The organism is Mucilaginibacter sp. PAMB04274 (assembly GCF_039634385.2).
Classification (GTDB): Bacteria; Bacteroidota; Bacteroidia; order Sphingobacteriales; family Sphingobacteriaceae; genus Mucilaginibacter.
This window is the reverse complement of record NZ_CP155081.2, coordinates 5,338,112-5,360,771: the sequence shown is the minus strand read 5'-3', so window position 1 is coordinate 5,360,771 and position 22,660 is coordinate 5,338,112. Positions and strand designations below refer to the sequence as shown.

Here is a 22,660-nt window from a genome sequence, read left to right as displayed (position 1 = left end):
AGTCGATTTTAATTACAGGGCGGCAACCCTATAACCTATCAAAAGTAACAATGAAACCATCATTATGGCTTATTATATGTAATAAATTTCAGCGGTGTTTTACAATGGTGCTACTATTAACAGCACACACCCTAACGGCTGCAGCAGCGCAGGTACTTGAGCAAAACTTACAAATGCAAGCAGCGCAATACAGCGGCCAGCAAATTGTTGAGATTATAAAAAAACAGGCAAATGCGCAGGTTTCCTTTGATGAAACTGTAAACCGACAACTTAGCCGTACTATAGCGGTAAGAAAAAAGTACGCTACCGTTAAAGAGGTATTGGCATGGTTAAAAACCGATGCCGGTATTACTTACAATAACCAGGGCAGCTATATAGTACTAACTACTTTACAAAGGGTTAGTGCTCAGGATAGCAAAATTACAGGTAAGATTACCGACGAAACAGGTCAGCCTTTACCTGGCGTTACCATACGCATTGTAGAATTAAACAGAGTTGCGATAAGTAATGCTGATGGAAATTTTTCTATCAATGCCGCACCGGGTAACTACACGGTTGATGTTAGCTATGTTTCTTTTGAAACACAGCATTTGTCTAGCATTAAGGTTAAAGCAGGCGAGAGCACCATACTGAACATTGGTATGAAACCTTCCACAAAATCCCTGAACGAGGTTTTGGTAACAGCATTAGGTATAAGGCGTGAAGAAAAATCATTAGGCTACTCAGCTCAAAATGTAACCTCTAAAAGTCTGGAAGACGCTAAAACCAATAACTGGGTATCATCCCTGGCTGGCAAGGTGGCAGGGCTTAATATCGTAAGCACGGGCTCAGGGCCTGTTAGCTCGTCGCGTATTACGCTCAGAGGTGAGTCATCATTAAATTTGGACAATAACCAGGCATTAATTGTAATTGACGGTATACCTGTAAGTAACCGAATTACCGGCACAGGCTACAAAGCGCATTTAGCCGCCGACAGCCCTGTTGATTTCGGATCGGATGTATCGGACATTAACCCAGATGATATTGAAAAGGTAACTGTATTGAAAGGACCGGCTGCTACCGCACTTTATGGTAGCCGTGCAGCTGGCGGAGCGTTGATTATTACTACAAAATCGGGTCAGCGAAATGATAAGGGCTTAGGCATCACTTATAACGGCAACCTGAGTTTTGATGGTGTAATGAAATGGCCCGATTATCAGTTTGAATATGGTGAAGGCCGTACCGATAAGTATTACTCTTACGGCGACAGCCCCGATGGTGTTAATACGGCAGCAGCCGCAGCACAGGGCAGGGCTTGGGGCCCTAAGTTTGATGGGCAGATGTATTTTCAGTATAACCCCAATTCGCCTGATGGTAAGCCGACAGAGCGTACTCCTTGGGTTGCGCGTAAAGACTACATCTCCAAATTTTTCAACACCGGTGTTACTCGTACTAATAATGTTTCTATTGAGGGTGGTAATGAAAATGGTTCGGGCAGGTTATCGGTTACTCATTTAAAAAATGACTGGCTGGTTCCTAATACAGGTTTCGAAAGATTATCAGTTGCCCTATCGGCCAATCAAAAAATATCTGATAAGCTGAAAATATCTGGTAAAGCTAATTACACTAATAAACGCAGCGATAATCTTCCATTATCGGGTTACAATAACCAAACCATCATGTACTTTATGATATTGGGTACCACTCCCAATGTGGATATTGACTGGTTTAAACCGTACTGGCAACCTGGCCAGGTAAACATTCAGCAAAGGCTGCCCTTCAATCCCGGTCCCGACAACGTATACCTGCAGGTATACGAAATGCTGAATAAAATTAACAAGAACGGTGTAATTGGTAATGTTATGGCCAACTATACTTTTAACCCTAAACTGGAATTAATGCTCCGCTCGGGTGTCGACCTTTCAAATGAGTTCCGTTCGCAGCAACGTCCGTACAGCATGACTAAGTACCCTAAAGGAAGTTACCGAGAGCAAACCGTTTTCAATTTCGAGAGTAATACCGACCTATTGTTGTCCTACAAAGATAAGATCACAAATGATATAAAGTTTTCGGTATCGGGTGGTGGTAACTTAATGAAGCAGACGTATAATTTTGCAGGTATTTATGCAGACCAGTTAGCGCAACCCGGCATTTATCAAATATCCAACAGCTTGGATCAGGCCGTTGCCGATCCTAACAAAAGCGAGAAAGCGATCCATAGTTTATATGCTTTTGGCCAGCTATCTTATCATGATTACGCTTATTTGGATGTTACTGGCCGTAACGATTGGTCCAGCACGTTACCATACGGAAACAATTCTTTCTTTTACCCATCAGTAAGCACCAGCTTTATATTAAGCGATATGTTTACACTGCCTAAAGCAGTGTCTTTTGCTAAGTTCCGCTTTTCGTGGGCACAGGTTGGTAATGATACCCGGCCGTACCAAACAGCCAAGTATTACGATAGAATATATAGCAACAGCTTTACCAATCCAACCACACTGTTCAATGCTAATTTGAAGCCCGAGATTACCTCCAGTTTTGAAACCGGTTTGGATATGCGCTTTTTCCAAAGTCGTTTAGGGATAGATTTGGCCTTATACACCAATAACAGCCGTAACCAAATTTTGGCTATTCCGCTCGATCCTATCTCAGGTTATTCAAGCGCTCTGTTAAACGCGGGCTTAATTAACAGCCGGGGTATTGAGTTGCAACTAACCGGAAAACCTTTTAATAATCCGCAGTTTAAATGGAATACCACTGTTAATTTTTCCAGCAACCGCAGTTATGTAAGAGAGTTGGCCCAGGGCATTACCAACCAGGTAATTTATAATCACGATACCAACGTATCTATTGAGGCACGCGTAGGCGGCCGTATGGGCGATATGTACGGACGTGGCTTTCAACGCTCACCTGATGGAAAGATTATTTATGCAAGCACCGGCGTACCGGCCGAGTTAGACCCAACGCTTAAAGTTTTTGGCAATGCTTTCCCCGACTGGAAAGCCGGATTACAAAACGAGTTCACTATCAAAAATTTCAGAGTAAGCTTTTTAATCGATGGGCAAAAAGGAGGCAGCGTATTTTCACAAACCAGCCATAAATTAAATACGCTGGGTAAAACCAAAGTTACCCTGCCGGGGCGCGATGGCGGTATAGTGGGCGATGGCGTGGTGTTACAACCTGACGGCAGTTACAAGCCTAATACTGTAAACGTGCCGGCCAGTAAATATTATGACGAATATTACAAGATCACCAACGCAGAGGTGAACATTTATGATGCCTCTTTCATCAAACTGCGCGAAGCCAGGATAGATTTTAGCTTACCTGCCAAAATGATAACCAAGCTGCATCTAAAACAGGTTATGCTAGGTGTTTATGGACGTAACCTTTTAATTATAACTAATTTTCCGGCCTTCGATCCTGAAGCGGCCAATTTAAATAACGGTACCATAACGCCTGGTGTGGAACTAACACAGTTTCCAACCGAAAGAACCTTCGGCTTAAACCTTACACTCAAACTTTAACATAACAGTTATGAAGTTTAATATTATATCTAAAGTTGCTGCCCTGCTACTGGCAACCTCTTTACTGGTTTCTTGTACAAAAAACTTTGAAGAATTAAACACCGATCCTAACCGGCCTAAAGAAGTTACGCCCGGTGTAATGCTCGGGCAAATGGAGTATAAATTTGTGACCAGGAGCATTGATGGTTCGCGCCGCTTTACGCATGAACTGATGCAGGTTACCGCGCCCCGGAGCAGCGTAAACGGTGGCATACACCGTTATGTAATTACACCCAGCAGCAACGATTTCCTTTGGACCGGCTTTTATAGCTCGTTAACTGACGTACAAGACATGTATTCTATAGCCTCAAAGCTCAAAGAGAACAATTACATGGCTATATCCCTCATTTATAAATCATGGGCTTATTCTATACTCACTGATGCTTTTGGCGATATACCTTATTCAGAATCTACCAGAGCTACGGAGGGTATATTGAAGCCGGCATTTGATCAGCAAAAGGATATATATCCGCAAATATTGAAAGACCTCGCTACAGCTAATACGTTGCTCGACAATACCAAGGCACTAACCTACGGCGGCGATTTTTTGTACAATGCCAATGCCTTAACCGGTAGCACTAACGACGGTGTTAACCGATGGAAGAAATTTTGCAACTCGTTGCGTTTGCGCTTGCTGCTCAGGATTTCAAAACGAAGCGGGGAAGTTAACGTCAATAGTGAGATTAACGCCATACTGGCCGATCCGGTTAAAAATCCGGTATTTACAACCACCAGCGATGATGCCATTTTTAGGTTTCCGGGTACATTTCCTTACTTTAACCCTTACTACAACGCCCGCTTAAGCGATTGGCGCCAGGGCGATTATTACACCAGGTTCTTCATCAACAAAATGAATACTGATGAAGACCCGCGCAGAGCAGTTTGGGCAACGCAGGTAGCTGTAAACGGCGCTAACGTATATCAAGGGATTGATAGCGGCTATCCGTCGAGTACCGAGTACGTGGTTGATAAAAACTCGAGCTACAGCGATGGGTTAAAAACCCTACCCCAATTAGGTATAATGATGACCTATGCCGAAGTGGAATTTATTAAAGCCGAATTAGCTCTTAAAGGGTTTGCTACAGGCAACTCACCACAAAAGCATTATGAAAACGGCATTACTGCATCTATGGCACAATGGGGTGTGCCTTTGCCTGCCGGTTATTTGCAAAAAGCTGGTGTAGCTTACAACCCGGGCGCCAGTACTGATGCACAATTGCAACAAATAATGCTGCAAAAGTATTACGCTTACTTCTTTGTCGACTATCAATCATGGTTCGAAAAAAGGCGTACAGGGTACCCTGTATTACCAAGAGGTACCGGCATACCCGATGGCAACGTGTTTCCTTCAAGATGCCCTTACCCGGTTTACCTCCAGTCATTAAACCCCGATAATTTGGCTAAGGCTGTAACCGCCATGGGTGGCGATAACAGCAACATTAAAGTTTGGTGGGACAAATAAATCATTTAACATGAAGAATAGTATAAAACGCAAATTAGCTGCCGGTGTCGCATTTTTGGCAATAGCGTCAACCGTATTTGCACAAAAATCTCAAATAGTAATGCCTCAGCGGGGTCTTTGTGCACACCGGGGTGGGTTTGAAAGCACGCCCGAAAACACAGTTCCGGGCTTTAAGGAGGCTATTAAATACGGCGCGCAAATGATCGAGTTTGATATACAGTTCACTAAAGATAGTGCGCTGGTTATAATGCACGACGGCACCGTTGACCGCACCACCAACGGCAGTGGGGCGGTGGCCAACATGACCTTGAGCGAGATACGTAAGCTGGATGCGGGCAGCAAAAAAAGCAGCAAGTTTGCAGGTGCCAAAGTGCCTACGCTTGATGAAACCCTTGCCATGATGCCAAAAAATGTATGGCTTAACTGCCACTTAAAAGGAGGTAAAAAATTAGGCGCTGCCGTTGCGTTAGTGATTCAAAAAACCAATAGAATGCACCAGGCCTTTTTAACCTGCGAGGAAGATGCCGCGCAAGGTGCCAGAGCGGCTTGCCCTGCTATATTAATTTGCAATGCCGATAACCGCTACCGCGCTAACGTACCGCAGTATGTGGCTGCAACCATAAAAAACAAGGCAGAATTTATTCAATTGCTGGTTTTAAAACCTGGCGAAGACCGTAAGGAGCAAATTGATCTGCTGAAAAAGAACCATATCCGCATCAATTATTTTTATGCCGAAAAGCCCGAAATGATGGCTGGCTTATTTAATAGCGGTGTTGATTTTATATTGACCAATAACCTGCCCCTTTTTACTGGCGAAGCAAAAAAGCTGGGCATAGTGCCTGTTAAGCCGGTTTATTAAATAATTAATACAACAAACAGTATGAAATTTAAGATAACTATAATGCTTGTAGCTATGGCTTTGCCCGTATGTTATGCGCAAAAAGCACAACCTAAAAAAGATGATGATGCAGGCAAAACGCATAAAACCCTTATCGTTTTTTTTGATGGCTTGCGCCCCGACTATATTAATGCTCAAAATATGCCTAACCTGTTTGCTTTTAAGCAGCAGGGAGCATACGGCAATCAACACCACAGTGTGTTCCCTACCGTTACCCGGGTTAACTCCTCGGCTTATTCAACCGGTAGTTACCCGGCCAAAACCGGCTTAATGGGTAACACGGTTTATTTTCCACAGGTAGATTCATTAAAGGGTATGGACACTGGAGATGCCATTAATCTGCAGAAAATTAACAAAGCTACAGATGGTCATCTCCTTACTACTGTTTCTTTGGGAGAGGTATTACAGGCGGCTGGTAAAAAGATGATGGTGTTCAGTTCTGGCTCTACCGGGCAGGCCCTGCTGCAAAACCACACCGTTAGCGGCGGCGGTATTGTTAATCCGGACATGATATTGCCCGAAAATATTAAAGAGCGCATCATTGCCGAAGTGGGTCCGATACCGGCAAGCAACAAGCTCGATAATGCCGCTAAGCATCAGTGGGTAACCGATGCGCTTATTCGCTATGGCCTGGCTGCCGATGGCCCCGATGTAAGCGCTATTTGGTTATCCGACCCCGATGGTGCGGCGCATAGCACGGGCATTGGCTCGGCAGTTACCATGGCATCCATTAAAACGGTTGATGCACAGTTTGGGCGTATGATTAAAGCCATTCAGGAGAAAGGCCTTATTGATCAAATCAACATTCTTATCTCCACCGATCATGGGTTTATTACACACACCGGTAATCAGGACGTAGCCTCGTTACTCATTAGTAGCGGTTTAAAAGCGGCCAGCCCAGCTACCGATGTAGTTGTATCTGAAAATGCCATCTACGTAAAAAACCACGATCTTAATAAGATTAAACAAATTGTAACCTTATTGCAGGCCCAGCCATGGGTGGGCGCCATATTTACCAAAGGCGAAAAAGCCGGGGATTTAAAAGGTGCTGTTGCCGGTACCCTGTCTTTTGAAGCCATACACTGGGATCATCCACAAAGGGCGGCTGATATTGTGGTATCGCCTAATTGGAATGATGATAAGAATACCTTTGGTTATGCTGGCATGGACAATAGTAAAGGTGTGGCCGGTCATGGCGGTACGAGTCCGTATGAGATACACATCCCTTTCATTGTATCCGGACCTGATTTTAAGAAAAAGTACGTAAGTGAAATTCCTACATCAAATACCGATATTACGCCAACCGTACTATACCTGCAACATTTAAGTGTACCCCAGCAGATGGATGGTAGGGTGGCAACCGAAATGCTGGTTAAAAGCTCGTTAAAGCTACCTGCGGTTAAAATTCAGCATATTGAAGCATCAGCAGGCACAGGTAAAACTTCATATAAACTTTATATGCAACGATCAATTGTAGGAAAGCAACAATATTTTGATTTTACCAAAGTTACCCGGCAATAAGACTTAAAACACAAGAGTATGATTGAATCTATTGAAGTTTTAGTCCAATAAATACGGTAGATATGGTAAGAGGCTTAGCCGTCTAAATAATTTACGTTTATCCGCCAAATCACTACTTACAGGCTTATGGATTCATTTCGTTTTTTGTAACAGCCGCAGTCTGATAACAATGTCTTTTATTCCTATAAAGTTTCGGCTTTAGTCCGTTTTCTTCTACTTAAAACCCTTTAACCACAATGTTTTACAATGAGTTAAAGGGTTTTTGTTTCTTGCTGGTTACTTGTGGTGTAAAACAAGAAAAGTGTTAGGTCTACCCATTTTTCACTTGGGATATCAAATACGATTTAGTTACAACTAACTATTTGGAGAGAAAAAGTTTCGTAATATTTTAGAAATGTGTTTCAGTTCAAAAACGGCTGTTAAAAATTTTATTATATATGAAAAAACATTTCCTTTCCTTTATAGCAGGGCTATTTGTCCTTGTCATAGCATCATGTGGTAAAAGCGATACGGCAGAGCCATCAACCGCTGGTACTGGTACTGTTGAACCAACGCCTACTAATCCTACTAATAGCGGCATAACCGACCCTGTATTTTCTAAAGAAGTTACTGGAAGTGCGTTTGCTGCTTGTGTTGACGATAACAAAAACATATTTGTTCTGGGGTATTTTGGTCCACAGTACCAAACAAAGTTTAAGATATACAAGCTAACACCTAATGGTGCAATTGATAAATCATTTGATATTGATAAAGACAAAACCTGGTCAGACAATTTGCCCTCAAGGATAAGTATGATCGCTCTTCCTCAGGGAAAAATTTTGATATCAGGTTCTTTTAAGGTTGATGGGGTTAGCAAATTTCTTATCCGTCTTAATGCAGATGGATCAATAGATAAATCTTACACTCCAACCACCCGTATAACATCAGTTAATACCCTTGTTAAGCTGACTGGTGGAAGGATCGCTGTTCTCGGTAGAAACACATTTGCCAATGGTTTTGGAGAAGCACATTTTTTCAGTCTTAACGAATTAGGGGAATATGACAGAAACAATGGGTTTCGTATCCAGGATGATAACACAGTGCTACTCGATTTAATTGAATCAAAATCAGGAAAGATTTACCTTTCAGGCTTTTTCAGATTATCTGCGGGGAAATCAACAACTTACTCTATCGCAAGGTTTAACCCAGCTGATTTAACGATTGATGAAAGCTTTGCACAAGTACAGGATTACAGAAGCCTTGGGCAAAATGCTATTGAATTAAATGGGTCCATTATAAAAATGGTTGAACAGTCTGATGGAAAAATTATAATAGGTGGATCTTTTGACAAGTTCTATATACCAAACACAAGGGATAATATAACTAATTATCACCAGGTGGCTAGATTGAATACAGACGGATCAATTGACGCCACTTTCAAGAATAACAACAATTACACTTCTGACTTAAGTGCTTTGGTAGGCACTTCAAGCGATCAATTACTTTTAGGCCGTCATCTGAGTTTAACAGCTTCGCAAGGGGAAAGATATCTGGAGCTCCTCGATAAAAATGGTAATATTTCACCTACGTTCAAACTTGGTATGGAAGGAACGAGTATTGCAGGAATTGTTCGGCAGGACAACAATAATTTTATTGTGTTTGGAGCCTTTGGATATGACAATAATCCTGCTTTGTATCGTGTAAAATTATAAATAAATCATATTTGGCAGTACCACATGCTTTAAGGAAGACCACTAAGGTATTTCTATTACAAATTATTTAGCGCGAAGGTACCAGGCTCATCTATTTGAGCACCGGTTGTTGAAAATGGTTCCGATTGCAGCACGTCAAAGCGATGGGTTTGATTTCTGGAATCTGCCGCTTAATGCTACCTTTAAACATGGGTTATTTGTAGCCGTGAGCGATGATATAACTTTTCATTATAACCCCTGGTAAGATATAGCCAGTAAACAGTCTAAATTCTAAGTCTGATGAAATCTCTCGCGTGGAAAGCATTCCAAACCCATTTATTAATACGCCCCTAAAATTCTTGCAGACTCAGTAACGATTTGCAAACTGACTAACTTTATAATAGCAGACTATCCTTTCAATCGATAGCAATATTCAATATATTGCCTTTATGAAATTACTATTGCACACGCTGTTAATTGCAAACTTGTTTTTTGGCTCGAACCGGCCGTTTTGTAGTGCGCAAACAAAGTCAGTTACGCCTGCCATCGCTTTTCCGGGTGCCGAGGGGTTTGGCAAGTATGCTACAGGTGGCCGGGGAGGACAAGTAGCTGAGGTTACCAACCTGAACGACTCAGGAGCAGGCAGTTTCAGAGATGCTTTGAAGATGTACCCTGGAGAACCTTTAACCATCGTTTTTCGCGTGGCCGGGATCATCGATTTAAAAGCGGCAATTAAAGTTAGCCGCTCAAACCTAACTATAGCCGGTCAGACGGCTCCTGGCGAGGGCATTTGCCTCAAGGGTAACTCGTTCATATTAAACGGAGGAGGCAGAAATGGCAATATCATTATAAGATATTTACGATCCAGACCGGGGAGTAATTTAGCGCATGGCATTTACGGTTTTGATATGGAAAACATGTCGAAAGTTATTATCGACCATTGTTCTTTCAGCTGGGCTAATGAAGAATGTGCAGCCATGTACGATATAAAAAACGTAACAGTACAATGGAGTATTGTAAGCGAGGGCTTATACAATGCCGGACACCACAAAGGTCTGAGAAGTTATGGCGGTGTATGGGGCGGACAAAATGTTACATATCATCACAACCTGATTAGTAACCAAAACAGCAGAACGGTGCGGTTTAATGGTTCCCGTGCTCATGATACTCTTGCGGTGATTGATTACCGAAACAATGTTGTTTACAACTGGGGGCGCAATAACGCCTGCTATGGTGGAGAGGTAAAGATTCCGAATGGGCGGTCTGAAATAAATATGGTAAACAACTATTATAAACCAGGTCCTGCTACATCAACGGCGAAACAAATTTTTTGTGAAGCAGGATTTTTTCCCGGAAAGGCATCGTCCAGCACCGGCCAATGGTATCTGGCCGGAAACCTAATGGAGGGTAATGCTGAGCTCAACAAAAACAACGCTGTTGGTCTAGAGCTTTCTAAAATTCCGGACACGCTCCGAAGCCGTGCACTGGTAAATCATCCCTTTAAGGTGGAGGCCATAAATGATCAAACAGCGCGGGACGCCTACCAGGCAGTGCTTAATAAAGTTGGCGCTATTTTGCCCGTACGCGATATTGTAGATAGCCGGTTAATTAATGAAGTGCGCACAAATCGGCCCACCGGAATTGGGTCATTCGGAAAGCCGGGGATAATTGATGACCCTAAGGCAGTTGGTGGATGGCCTGCTTATTCAACGGCAGTTGCACCGCCTGATTCAGACCATGACGGTATGCCCGATGCCTGGGAAACTGCAAATGGATTAAATAAAAATGATGCTAACGATAGAAATAAAGTGGGGAGCAACGGTTACACGATGCTGGAAATTTACCTTAACCAGGTAAAGTAAAAAATTACAGTGGAGCATCGAGGTATTAACCGGGTTTTGTAAGCGTTTTGTTCATTTAAAAAAGTAACAGGCAGCGACCACAACTGCCTGTTACCAATTATTGAACACCTACTAACCAGGTCATCTGAAATGAAGAAGGATGACCTTAGCCGGTATGATCTTGACACACATCAGGTAGTCCCTTGATGTTAGATTTTATTTGGTATTGCTACCACACTTTGCACAGATGTTGAGGCCCTTGTTTTGCAGCCGGTCGTAAATCTTGTTCATATTGTGTGTGGTGCCTTCACGTGTTAATTTGTTTGACGAATTAAGGGTGAAAAAAGTTATCCCATAAACCTCTATTTAATAGGTTTGTGCTTTTTTGTCAAACGATAGATTGCGTAAATACCCGGAACCATGGGTAAGATAGCCGTATACATGCCTGCGAAATAGTAACGTCCTGTAACCTTATAATAATAGTTGTGCATGTTATCTATCTGAGTTCCTTTAATCTGTTGGCTAATACTGTTGATGTTGGTGGGCTCAATTGCAGGTTGGAGTACCGGGAAAATGAAATGAGTGAACTCAGCTACGCCTGGCCCAATAAAAATAAACCAGGCTATAAATCCGGCCAGAGGCACTCTTTTGTATAAGCCCAGTATTGTTAAGGTGTAAATGGTAGGTCCTACCAACGCAAAAATCATCAGAAAGCTTCTTTCGCTCCAGGGAATGTTGAATAACCGGCTCATTGCCGGGCCAAAGCCGCTTAAGTACTCTTCAATTATGTGAATTTGCAAACCTGCCACAGTTAATATAAATAGTGGTAAAATGACGTTGGGTTCTGTAGGATTTTTAAGATAGGTAAAATACCAAAAGAACAGGGCCAGCACAGCAGAGCCGCCAACAATAATTACAGGTGGTAAGCCAATCTTCAAATAACCGATTATTGGACAAACAACGCAGAATAGCGTTGCAATAGTGAGGCTTGAGGTTTGTATCCGCTTTGATGTTTGCATAAGAACTTAATTGATATGCAAACCTGTACAGAATTAGGGAGCGATTTTTTAACAAATGATAAAAAGCTATATTTTAGCTCTTATTCTGCTTAAAGAAACCTGTGTTATACCCATGTAACTGGCCAAATCACCTAAACTTATGCGTTTTAACAGCTCACCTTGTTCTGTCAGAAAGCGATTGTACCGCCGTATGCCATCTTCTTCAAGCATCTCGCTGATCCGGTTCATCATGTTCATGGAGGCTGATGATACTAGCGTCCTCAAGAACTTTTCGATACAGTGGTGCCTTTGACAAAGTTGGTCCAAGTCTCTTTTCGCTATTAAGGTAACGGTTGTTTTTTCGAGTGCCAAAACATCGTATGTTGATGGCGACTGCATAAAATAACTATCCAAAACGGTGAACATGGTGTTCTCAGGAAAAAAGCGCATAATAAATTCCTTACTTCCATTTTCAAAGGAAGTTTTTGCGAGTCCGTTATCTATAAAAAAGACATACCTGCATACCTGTCCGCTCTTTAAAAGGTAGTCGCCTTTATCAAACGTTTTACATTTAAGCTTTTCCTGCAACTCGTTATTGGCAATGGGGGTAAGCGGCGAAAGCAGGTTTGCAAATTGGTTGAATCCGGTCATCGCTTATTTTTTTAGGCTGATAGTACAAACTTAGCAGAATATATTATTGAAGTGAGAATGATACAGTTAAAATGTGTCGAAGCTTTGCAGGGGCAGCTAGCTGTCTTTATTGTTGGGCTGCAAAATAGTATGCACATTAAGCAGCTTTTTAAGCTCTTTCATATAAGCTCCAATTTTAAAGCAGCAAATTGATAGGAGCATTTACCTCTCATTTAAAGGGATTGCATGCACAAAGGGTTTATAAGTTTTGCCGAGCAAGCCTGTGACTAGCATTTAGGCACTCAATTGAATGAGGCCCTGAACTCTACAGGTGTTTTACTGGTTTTGGCTTTAAATAACTTGCTGAACGACGGCAAATGCTCAAACCCTAAGCTGTAAGCAATTTCGCCTATTGATAATTCTGTGGTCGATAATTTTTCCTTGGCTTTTTCAATCAGCTTTTCATGTATGTGTTGCTGGGCACTTTGGCCAGTGAGGATTTTGAGCAGGCTGCTCAAATATTTGGGCGAAAGGTTTAATGATTCTGCAACGTAGGCAACGGTAGGCAATCCCTTTAACAGCAGGTCATCGTTATTAAAGTAGTCAGCAAGTAAGGTTTCTACCCGTTCAAGTATCTGATGATTCGACTTTTCGCGGGTAATAAACTGGCGATGATAATACCGGTCTGCATAGTTCAGCAATGCTTCAATATGCGAAATAATGATGCTTTTGCTAAACCGGTCTATATTAGCTTGGTACTCTTCAAAAACGCTTTGAATGATGTTGTTAATGGTTGTCTCTTCCTTTTCAGACAAAAACAATGCTTCATTTAATGAATAATCCCAAAAATCATATTGCCGGATAGTTTTGGCTAGCGCCGTATTCCACAAAAAATCAGGATGGATGTAGATCACCCACCCTGATTTTTCCGCCTTCTTGCCTTTGTCATCAACACCAATGTTTAGTACCTGGTTAGGCTGTATAAAAGACATGATGCCATCATTAAAATCGAATGGGCGCTGTCCATATTGCACTTTAAAGTTGATCATTCTTTTTACAGAAATGGAATAAAAGTCCATTGCCATGCTTTGTGGATCGGGATTATCCGAATGGGGTACTGTAGCTACGTTTACAACGCTGATGAGCGGATGGAGCGGCGCCGGTAAGCCCACAAAATGATGAAATTCCGCTATCGATTTGAAATGCCTCATGCCGTAATGCTTATTTTTTTGATGTTCAAAACCAGTCTGCCTTTTACATGCCAGGTTTCGCTTGCGCGATGAGCATCGGCCACCTGTTCCAAAGGAAACACTTTGTTGATCAAAACCTGTACTTTTCCAGCATCAATTAATTCAGCTATTTCTTTTAGCCATTCCTGCTGGGGCTGATTAGCAGCTAAAGCAACTTTCACTTTTTTGGCCTTACCCGCTTCCATCAATTCGTCATTGAATGGAAAGTCGGTATTAACGCTTACAAACGTACCGCCTTCTTTCAAAACGGCAACAGCTTTTACCCGCTCGCGGTTATTACGGGTTGGCGAAGCTTCGAGTACTACATCAATATCGCGCAGTACACTTTCAAATTGCTGCGTTTTGTAATCAATTACTTCGTCAGCGCCCAATTGCTTTACGTAATTCACATTATCTGCAGATGCCATGCCGATTACGTAGGCGCCTTTTGATTTGGCAAACTGCACTGCAAAACTACCTACGCCGCCCGAAGCGCCCTGGATCAAAATGCGCTGACCCGGCTGGAGATCGCCGTGTGCAAATATACCGGTCCATGCAGTTAAGGCTGCTAATGGTACACCGGCGGCCTGCGTAAAATCAAGACTGCGCGGTTTGATGGCAAACTGGGTCGCCTTACCAACACAATACTCTGCGTAACTTCCATCGCCCGGAAAGTTGGGAACGCCATAAACCTGGTCACCCGGTTTTAAGTAAGTCACTTCGCTGCCGGCTTCAACAACCACTCCGGCCGCATCCCAACCCAATGTCATGGGCAACGTCAAGAACGAACGCAGGCTTTCGTTCGCCCCGCTTCTGATCACCCAGTCCACCGGATTGACACCGCTTGCATACACCTCAACCAAAACCTCGTCGGATGCTGGAGCAGGCTGAGCTATATCTTCGATTTTCATGACCTCTGGTCCACCATATTCATTGACTCTTACTGCTTTCATGGTTGTTAAATTTTATAAAACAAAGGTCATTACTGATATTGATCGGCATTTAGCCGAAATACGCTTTGTGTTAGCCGAAATTCTGCAAATTAATGATTGCAAGCCGTTTTAAGCTGCAGTAGAAAATTGCTTTGAATAATTTGATATATAAACCTTTGATTTGCTCCTGCTAATAAACACCCCAATGAACGAACTTGAAACTTATATCCATCACCATTTCGGCATTAGTCCGGATGACTGTCAGCGCGTGAGCGGATTGTTTAAGACCGAGACGCTGGAAAAAGGTGCCTACTGGCTGCGGACAGGTAAGTTTTGCAATAAGCTTAGCTTTATAGAAAGCGGTATTTTAAGGGTATACATCAATTTGCCTGAAAAAGAGGTTACCCAGTGGATAGGCACAGCCGGGTATTTTGTCACGGATGTTCAGGGCTTTATGTTTCGTAATACTTCCCGTTTCAATATGCAGGCTGTAACCGACATGCGTTTGTTCACAATCGATTATGAAGGATACCTGACGATGGGAAAGCTGGTGCCCAAGTGGCATGAGTTTGAGAAACTGTTTATGGGTAAATGTTTTGTAATGTTGGAGAACCGCATTTTCGACTTCATCTCCATGACGGCCGAAGAGCGTTACCAAAAACTGTTCGATCAGAACCGTGAACTCTTTAACCAGGTACCGCTGCAATACCTGGCCTCTATGCTGGGTATGACACCCGAGACCTTTAGCCGGATTAGAAGAAAAATGCTTTCTTGATTTTTGTCAAGCGCAAACCCCCGGTTTCGCGCCTACGTTTGACCTAACCAAAAATTAGTGTCATGAATCAGGAAAAAGCGATGGATTTCACCATTAGATTTGAAGAAGCAGCCATAACAGCAGTTGCTATTTATCTTTTATCAAAATACAACCTTGGTTTGCCGGTTTGGCTGTGGGTGTTACTATTTTTTAGCCCTGATTTCTCGATGCTGGGGTATGTTGCGAACGCTCGGATAGGAGCCTTTACCTACAATTTGTTTCACCACCGGGGGGTAGCACTGGCCCTGCTGGCTACCGGCTTTCTTATGCACCTGGATATATTCATTACCGGCGGTTTACTATTGGTAGCGCATTCATCGTTTGATCGTATGCTGGGTTACGGCCTTAAGTTTCCTGATGATTTTAAGCATACCAGTTCGGGCTGGATTGGGAAAGATAAATAACCCTTGGCGGTAACCGGCGCCAAATCCTCCTTAAGCTGTAAAAAGCGCTTGGGGCTGTTACAAAGCGACGCCATGATGCGCCCCGCACCGTCCGCCTATCAGATCGAGTGCATCCTATACATCCCTGTGGAAAATATGTTTCTCCCTGTCTTTCATAGTTGGTATCCTTAAAGATGCCAAATGTATTTAAACGATTAGAACTCACGGGCGTTATTTGTGCAGGCATCTACATTAGAAGTTTAATGGATTAGCTGTGCGTGGGCCTCTTACTATTTTTAAAAAAACTAAAGATAACCTATGGATATTCCCTTTAAAATGGAACAGGTTTATAATACGCCGATAGAAAAGGTATGGCAAGCGCTAACTGATCAAGATGCTATGAAAATATGGTACTTTCCTCAGTTGAAGCGGTTTGAGCCTTCGGTAGGATTTAATATGGAGTTTGATGATGACGGATCATCTTTCAAAAAGCAGTGGCAGGTTACACAAGTACTAAGTGGAAAAAAGTTGGCGCATAGCTGGACTTATCACGGGTACCCCGGTGCTTCAGAGGTAATATTTGAATTAATCAGGGAGGGTAGCCAAACCCGGCTTAAGCTAACACATACGGGGCTGTTAAGCTTTCCAAGTGATCCGCATTTTGCGAGGCACCGATTTGAAGATGGCTGGAAGTGGATCATTGGTAACAAACTAAAACATTATTTGGGAGAGAATTAGAATTGATCCTTTCCGTATGTATGGCTCAATTATAGATACGATCCTTTGCCTCATTGCGGTTTTGAAGGTGCAACGCGTGGTAGTAACGCTAAGTGCATCAACTACTGCGTTCTTCTAATGGTTGTTCCGGCAGCATGATTACCCCATCGCCAATCCACACGTTGTCATCAATTTTCAGGCAAGGTATAAGTTCGAAAGTAAGGCAAGCCCGGATCTTAAGGCATTAATACGTAGAAGAAGGCGCCGAACCGCAAAATGGGCTAAAAAAGGGGCTAATTTAAAACAGTTTGTTACGAGATGGGCAGTGTAACACCCATCTGATTTGACAATCATCATAATTATTGATTATATTCGCTATAGAAGAGGTGGAAGATTATCAATATTATACTGATCAGGAACTAATATCTTTAATGAAGGGTAACAGCCATTCTGCGTTTACCCAAATTTATGATCGCTACCAGGGTTTGTTGTATATATATGCCTGTAAAATTACCAAAGACGAAAACGAAGCAGAGGATATTGTGCAGGAAGTGCTGTTTTACCTTTGGGATAAACGTAACACCATCACGTTTGAGCATAGTTTAGCATCTTACTTATATAGCGCAGTTAGGTATAAATTTTTTAATTTGCTCGACCGTAAAAAAGTTAGAACAGATTATGCAGTTTCTTTTCAAAAATTTATAGACCGGGAAACCGTTCAGGCTGATTATGTAGTGCGGGAGAAAGAACTTAGTCGTTTAATTGAGAAAGAAATAGCTATGTTACCCGATAAAATGCGAGAAATATTCGAATTGAGTCGAAAAGGGCATCTTTCGCATAGGGAAATTGCACTTAAACTCAACATCTCCGAAAAAACAGTGAAAAATCAAGTTAGTAATGCTTTAAAAAGTTTAAGAATTAAGCTTGGTTTAGTATCCTTTCTGCTGTTTTTAATAAAATATTAACATTTTGTTAAAAAAGTATAAATATATCTGGGCCCTAATCCGTGTTTAGCTTACATATGTTATATCCCCATAGGGATAGCTATGTATGCAAGAGAAAAATACGCCTGAAAAATTAATTCAAAAATATGCAGAAGGTACCTGCAATGAGCAGGAAAGGGCAATTGTTGAGAGCTGGCACCTTTACGACTTGTCGGAGAGTACTGTTGAGCCCTCAGCCCAAAGTATAAACGAGGCCCATTCAAGGGGGCGCCAGGCGGTAATTGCGCATCTGCAGGCTAATCGTTCCGTTCGTAAATTGCTGCCACAAATTCTTGCAGCAGCATCTGTTTTAATCTTTTTAGGCATAGGCGCTTTTTTTCTGTTTGCTAATTACAATGCAGCAACTATCGAAAAAAAGTTGTCTGCCATTAAGCCGGGCAGCAATCAAGCTATTTTAACTTTAGCTAATGGTCAGCAAATAAACTTAACCAATGCTGAAAATCGCAAGCTTGCGGTGCAAGGCAGTAAAAGGATTAAACAAGCCGCAGACGGATTTTTAACTTATCAGCTAAATTCAACTGACGTTAATGACAACACTGTAGAGTATAACTCCATTAATACGCCTGTAGGAGGTCAATATCACCTTACATTGGCCGACGGCACTAACGTCTGGCTGAATGCGTCATCATCTATTAAATTCCCAACCATTTTTAAGGGCACAGAACGCAAAGTTGAAGTTGCCGGCGAGGTTTACTTTGAGGTAGCTCATAATGCCGCCAAGCCTTTCAAGGTAGTTACAGACAAACAGGTAATTGAAGTTTTGGGAACGCATTTCAACGTCAATGCCTACCCGGATGAAGCCAACATCAAGACTACCTTATTAGAAGGTTCTGTAAAAGTGTCTGCGAATGACGCAAGTACAATTATCAAACCCGGGCAGCAGTCGGTTTTACACGAAGGCCGTTTAAACGTAAACAAAGCGGTTGATCTGGATGAAGCCATAGCCTGGAAAAACGGTTATTTTCAATTTAACGATGAGCGAATTGAAAGTGTAATGCGTAAGCTATCACGCTGGTATAATATTGACATGCAATACCAGGGAGAACCTTTAAATGAAGGCTTTAGCGGTACAATATCCCGATCAAAAAATATAAGCCAGGTTTTAAAAATGCTGGAGAGAACAAAAGCCGTTCATTATAAAATTGAAGGAAGGAGGGTGACAATCATCCAGTAAAATTTACCCCACTGCCCTCCCATAAAAAAAGCCATTCCGATTGAGCCCGGAATGACCTTAACAATGGATTCGAAATTATAAACTATTGATAAACTGCGTTATGCCTCTTCTATTACCACAATGCAAAGGCAATTCGCTTAAACCCATGTTACCCAAATGTACAAATTTTACCCTAAAATTTTTGTGCAGCCGCCAGGCTGTATCCATCATTGGATTTTGACTATGAAGTTAACCACCCTACTTTTAATTATAGCTATTTTTCAGGTAAGCGCATCAACCTATGCGCAACAGGTTAGCCTATCGGAAAAAAATACACCGTTAGAGCAGGTATTTAATAAAATACGGGTACAAACTGGTTATGATATTCTTTATACCACATCCCTGTTAAAAGGTTCAAGGCCTGTTACTATTAAAGTAACCAATGGCAATTTGGATGATGTGCTTAAGCGGGTGTTTGTTGGGCAACCACTGGAGTATTCTATTGAAGACAAATCGGTTGTTGTTTCAAAAAAACAAAAAACGCTTTTAGAAAAAGCAATCAATTTATTTGCTATACCTACAGATGTAAGCGGACGTGTAGTGAGCGATTCGACGAGAACGCCGCTTATTGGTGCAAACGTTCGGTCAAAGGCAAATAACACAGTTGCAACAACCGATGTAAATGGTGCATTTACGCTGAAGAACATTGAAATAGGTACCGTATTAGAGATATCTTACATTGGTTTTGTAACCCAGCAGGTAAGCGTTACCCGTGAAAACGCCGCAAATCTTAACATCATACTTAAAAGCGATGTTAGCCGTTTACAGGAGGTTTCGATCATATCAAACGGTTACCAAACTATTGCTAAAGAAAGAAGCGCAGGCTCATTTGCCAAGCCCGATCTGAATGCAGTTGTAAACCGCTCAACTAGTATGAACGTTTTGCAAAGGCTGGATGGTTTAATACCAGGTTTAACCGTAAATAATGCACCCGGGCAAACGGCTTCCCCTTATATCCTCAGAGGTTTAACTTCGGTATCTATCAGCTCATCACCTTTATATGTAGTGGATGGCATTCCGTTGCCTGATGTAAGTGGAAGCTCATTTACTAATATAAGTTCTGTAACTGGTATAAATAGTATCAATCCACAAGATATAGCAGATATTACGGTTCTTAAAGACGCTACCGCTGCTTCAATCTGGGGCTCAAGGGCTGCTAATGGTGTAATTGTTATTGTTACCAAAAGAGGCCTTAGAGGTGAGAGAGTAAGGGTTACTTATGATGCTTTTGTGAACTTTCAGGGTAAGCCCGATTTGAATTACTTTCCGGTGCTAAACAGCCAGCAGTTTATACAGGCCGCCCGGGAAACCTTTGACCCGGTTGCTTATCCTTACAACAGCGTTACCTTACCAACTGCCGGTGCCGGGTTAGCGCCGCATGAAGTGATTTTGTACAACCAAAATTTAGGCAAAATAACTGCTGCACAGGCTAACAGTAGCTTAGATAGCTTAGCCGCTATTAACAATAATCAGCAAATTAAAGACCTGTTTTACCGTAACGCCATGCTGATGAATCATACCTTATCGGTTTCGGGCGGGCAAAAAAATTATGCGTTTTATAGCTCTTTAGCTTATACAGATAACCGCAGCAATAGTCCAGGTCAAAGCAACAACACGTATAAAGTTAATTTACGCCAGGATTTTAACATAGGTACACGCATTCGCCTGGGTCTAATAACCGACTTAACCAACACTGTTAGCAACAGTCCGCGTAATATAAACGCTACTAACCAATTTTATCCTTACCAATTATTTCAGGATAACGCAGGTAATAATATTTCACTGCCATACATGACCAGTTTGCCCGATGCGGTTAGACTTGATTATGAAACCCGCAGCCGCATCAATTTAAATTACAGCCCGCTTGATGAAGTAAATTATGGTTACAAAAAAGACGATTTTTTATTGAGCCGCAATATTTTCAACGTTGGCGTGAAGCTAATAAGCGGTTTAAATTATACTGGGACATTCAGCTTTATAAAAAGTACCAATCGCACGCGCGAGTATGACGACCGCAACAGTTATAGGGTAAGAGCGCAAACCGCACAATTTACCGTTGCACCTACCGCCACCTCAACACCCGTTTACAACCTGCCCAATACTGGTGGCAACTATCAGGTAAGTAATATAAACCAACGTAACTGGACTGTGCGCAACCAGTTAGATTATAACAAGAGCTGGAGTAACGGGCTGCACCAGCTTACATTACTGGCAGGCCAGGAGGTACAGGAACAATTTAATATTCTCAATTTAAGCAGTATAAAAGGTTGGGATCCTTTATTGCAAACTGGAGTACTGGTTGATTATAAAACTTTGAATGCCGGCTTGGCTAACCCGGTTTGGCCAGGTATATTAGGTGCCAATGTAAGCCAGTTAAATGATCAGATCTTTGGTCAGGTCGAAGTGTTAAGCCGCTTCGTCTCTTACTATGGAAATGCAAGTTACACGTTTAATCGCAAGTACACGGTTAACGGCAGTTACCGTATTGATAAAAGCAACAACTTTGGTATTAATACGGCCGCGCAAAATAAACCAGTATGGAGTGTAGGCGGTAAATGGGCAATTGGTGAAGAAAGCTTTGTGAAAAATGTAACCTGGTTAGATAACCTGGCACTGCGCGCAACTTACGGTATATCAGGTAATGCACCTACGCCAGGTACAGCAGCATCTTATGATATTATTTCGGGTACTTCCAATAGCTTTTTACCTAACGGGCGCGGGCTACAGATTGCAACACCTGCCAACAGGTCATTAACCTGGGAAGGTACTACTACTACTAACTTAGGTTTAGATATTGCCGTTTTAAATAGCCGTTTGAGTGCCGCTATTGATATTTACCAAAAGAAAACAAAGGATTTGTTGGGCTATGTACCCACTAATAGCTTTACAGGTTACCCAAGCATATATGGCAACTTAGGCGATTTGGAAAATAAAGGTGTAGAGTTGAGTTTAACTTCTGTTAACGTACGCAAGCCAAATTTTACCTGGAGCACTACACTTAACGGGGCCTACAACAAAAACGTGATCACCAGCTTAAATATAATTACCACGCCCGTTACTACAGGCAGTGGCACCAATGGCATGGTAAACCAGCGATTTATAACTGGTTACCCTGGCTATGCCTTATTTGCGTTCGAGTACGCAGGTTTAGATAACCTAGGCGACCCGCAAATACGTTTGGCTAATGGTACAGTAACCAAAGCATTAAATGCAAGCAAGCCAAATGATATTAAGTTTATGGGCAGTACACAACCTAAATGGAGCGGTGGTTTATCTAACAACTTCACTTACAAATCTTTTGGGCTTAACCTGAATGCCATTTTCAACTTAGGGCATGTAATGCGTAGAGATGTTGATAATTTTTATTCAACCCGTTTAACCCACAGCTCAACCTCTAACGGATTTACAACCGGCAACGTTCATGCCGACTTTGTTAATCGCTGGAGACAGCCGGGCGATGAACTAACTACCAACATTCCGTCTTTTGTAGCGAATCCAACCATAGCTGCACGTCGGGATATTAGTTATTATACACTTGCCGATATTAATGTGATCAGCGCATCATTTGTTAAAATGCGTGATATAACGCTAACCTATAGTTTACCGCAACAAATAATTAAAAAGATCCATGCCGAAGGTGTTACCCTGCGCGCGCAAGTATCAAACTTAATGTTGTGGAAAGCCAATAAAGATGGTATTGATCCCGAATTTCAAAGTGGTATCGACGGTTACAGAACTCTGCGAACCAACCAGGGTACAGTAACTTTCGGATTAAATGTAAGATTATAACAATCTCAAAAGAA

The 22,660-nt window shown here is 42.1% G+C and carries 17 protein-coding genes; 13 read left to right on the top strand and 4 right to left on the bottom strand.

Annotated features, from left to right (window positions below; genetic code table 11):
- Window positions 1-104: 104 nt before the first annotated feature.
- The 7 genes from ABDD95_RS22915 (at window position 105) to ABDD95_RS22885 (ending at window position 10,958) form a co-directional block, all read left to right on the top strand.
- Window positions 105-3,506 carry a SusC/RagA family TonB-linked outer membrane protein gene (locus ABDD95_RS22915; protein WP_345949695.1) on the top strand — a complete coding sequence of 1,134 codons (3,402 nt, stop codon included), beginning with the start codon at window positions 105-107 and terminating at the stop codon, window positions 3,504-3,506.
- Window positions 3,507-3,516: 10 nt separating this feature from the next.
- The gene (locus ABDD95_RS22910; protein WP_345949694.1) at window positions 3,517-5,007 is read left to right on the top strand and encodes a SusD/RagB family nutrient-binding outer membrane lipoprotein; all 1,491 of its coding nucleotides are present in this window, start codon (window positions 3,517-3,519) and stop codon (window positions 5,005-5,007) included.
- 10 nt (window positions 5,008-5,017) lie between these two features.
- Window positions 5,018-5,866, top strand: a complete 849-nt coding sequence (locus ABDD95_RS22905; RefSeq protein ID WP_345949693.1) for a glycerophosphodiester phosphodiesterase family protein — start codon at window positions 5,018-5,020, stop codon at window positions 5,864-5,866.
- A gap of 21 nt (window positions 5,867-5,887) precedes the next feature.
- Window positions 5,888-7,426, top strand: a complete 1,539-nt coding sequence (locus ABDD95_RS22900; RefSeq protein WP_345949692.1) for an alkaline phosphatase family protein — start codon at window positions 5,888-5,890, stop codon at window positions 7,424-7,426.
- A gap of 437 nt (window positions 7,427-7,863) precedes the next feature.
- A complete protein-coding gene (locus ABDD95_RS22895) occupies window positions 7,864-9,117 on the top strand; it encodes a delta-60 repeat domain-containing protein (RefSeq protein WP_345949691.1) in 1,254 nt (417 codons plus the stop codon).
- Between the two features lie 115 nt (window positions 9,118-9,232).
- On the top strand, window positions 9,233-9,361 hold the full coding sequence (locus tag ABDD95_RS22890; protein WP_345949690.1) for a hypothetical protein: 129 nt from the start codon (window positions 9,233-9,235) through the stop codon (window positions 9,359-9,361).
- A gap of 184 nt (window positions 9,362-9,545) precedes the next feature.
- A complete protein-coding gene (locus ABDD95_RS22885) occupies window positions 9,546-10,958 on the top strand; it encodes a pectate lyase (protein WP_345949689.1) in 1,413 nt (470 codons plus the stop codon).
- Between the two features lie 341 nt (window positions 10,959-11,299).
- On the opposite strand, the gene ABDD95_RS22880 is transcribed toward ABDD95_RS22885, so the two are convergent.
- The 4 genes from ABDD95_RS22880 to ABDD95_RS22865 form a co-directional block, all read right to left on the bottom strand.
- Window positions 11,300-11,956 (bottom strand): hypothetical protein, encoded by a 657-nt coding sequence (locus ABDD95_RS22880; RefSeq protein ID WP_345949688.1) that lies wholly within the window; start codon window positions 11,954-11,956, stop codon window positions 11,300-11,302.
- 66 nt (window positions 11,957-12,022) lie between these two features.
- Complete coding sequence (locus ABDD95_RS22875) at window positions 12,023-12,586, bottom strand: Crp/Fnr family transcriptional regulator (protein WP_345949687.1); 564 nt, start codon at window positions 12,584-12,586, stop codon at window positions 12,023-12,025.
- Between the two features lie 281 nt (window positions 12,587-12,867).
- A complete protein-coding gene (locus ABDD95_RS22870) occupies window positions 12,868-13,776 on the bottom strand; it encodes a helix-turn-helix transcriptional regulator (RefSeq protein ID WP_345949686.1) in 909 nt (302 codons plus the stop codon).
- Window positions 13,773-14,747 carry an NADP-dependent oxidoreductase gene (locus ABDD95_RS22865; RefSeq protein WP_345949685.1) on the bottom strand — a complete coding sequence of 325 codons (975 nt, stop codon included), beginning with the start codon at window positions 14,745-14,747 and terminating at the stop codon, window positions 13,773-13,775. The genes ABDD95_RS22870 and ABDD95_RS22865 overlap by 4 nt, the downstream gene beginning before the upstream one ends.
- Window positions 14,748-14,931: 184 nt before the next feature.
- On the opposite strand from ABDD95_RS22865, the gene ABDD95_RS22860 reads away from it, so the two are divergent.
- The 6 genes from ABDD95_RS22860 (at window position 14,932) to ABDD95_RS22835 (ending at window position 22,646) form a co-directional block, all read left to right on the top strand.
- Complete coding sequence (locus tag ABDD95_RS22860; protein ID WP_345949684.1) at window positions 14,932-15,501, top strand: cyclic nucleotide-binding protein; 570 nt, start codon at window positions 14,932-14,934, stop codon at window positions 15,499-15,501.
- 62 nt (window positions 15,502-15,563) lie between these two features.
- The gene (locus ABDD95_RS22855) at window positions 15,564-15,944 is read left to right on the top strand and encodes a DUF4260 domain-containing protein (RefSeq protein ID WP_345949683.1); all 381 of its coding nucleotides are present in this window, start codon (window positions 15,564-15,566) and stop codon (window positions 15,942-15,944) included.
- Window positions 15,945-16,241: 297 nt separating this feature from the next.
- A complete protein-coding gene (locus tag ABDD95_RS22850; protein ID WP_345949682.1) occupies window positions 16,242-16,661 on the top strand; it encodes an SRPBCC domain-containing protein in 420 nt (139 codons plus the stop codon).
- A 341-nt stretch (window positions 16,662-17,002) separates the two neighbouring features.
- A complete protein-coding gene (locus tag ABDD95_RS22845) occupies window positions 17,003-17,605 on the top strand; it encodes an RNA polymerase sigma-70 factor (RefSeq protein ID WP_345949681.1) in 603 nt (200 codons plus the stop codon).
- An 85-nt stretch (window positions 17,606-17,690) separates the two neighbouring features.
- The gene (locus ABDD95_RS22840) at window positions 17,691-18,818 is read left to right on the top strand and encodes a FecR domain-containing protein (protein WP_345949680.1); all 1,128 of its coding nucleotides are present in this window, start codon (window positions 17,691-17,693) and stop codon (window positions 18,816-18,818) included.
- A 222-nt stretch (window positions 18,819-19,040) separates the two neighbouring features.
- Window positions 19,041-22,646, top strand: coding sequence for a SusC/RagA family TonB-linked outer membrane protein (locus ABDD95_RS22835; protein ID WP_345949679.1), 3,606 nt, complete (start codon window positions 19,041-19,043; stop codon window positions 22,644-22,646).
- Window positions 22,647-22,660 lie beyond the last annotated feature (14 nt).